The organism is Pseudomonas sp. SIMBA_067 (assembly GCF_046534675.1).
GTDB lineage: Bacteria > Pseudomonadota > Gammaproteobacteria > Pseudomonadales > Pseudomonadaceae > Aquipseudomonas > Aquipseudomonas putida.
This window is the reverse complement of sequence record NZ_JAWRYH010001453.1, coordinates 1-231: the sequence shown is the minus strand read 5'-3', so window position 1 is coordinate 231 and position 231 is coordinate 1. Positions and strand designations below refer to the sequence as shown.

Annotated in this window: 1 pseudogene; it reads left to right on the top strand. The window is 40.7% G+C overall.

Annotated features, from left to right (window positions below):
* A pseudogene (locus SB765_RS34230) lies at nt 1-231 on the top strand (chromosomal replication initiator protein DnaA); the annotation flags it as partial.

The following is a 231-nucleotide window of genomic DNA, read 5'->3' as shown; positions in this document are numbered from 1 at the left end:
GCCCAGCAAAGTAAAATTAATTTACCGCATGAAGTGGCATTTTTTATTGCGAAAAAATTACGCTCAAACGTACGTGAGCTTGAAGGTGCATTAAACCGTGTAATTGCTAACGCAAACTTTACCGGCCGCCCAATTTCTATCGACTTTGTAAAAGAAGCACTGCGTGATTTATTAGCGCTGCAAGACAAACTAGTCACCATAGACAACATTCAACGTACGGTTGCAGAATAC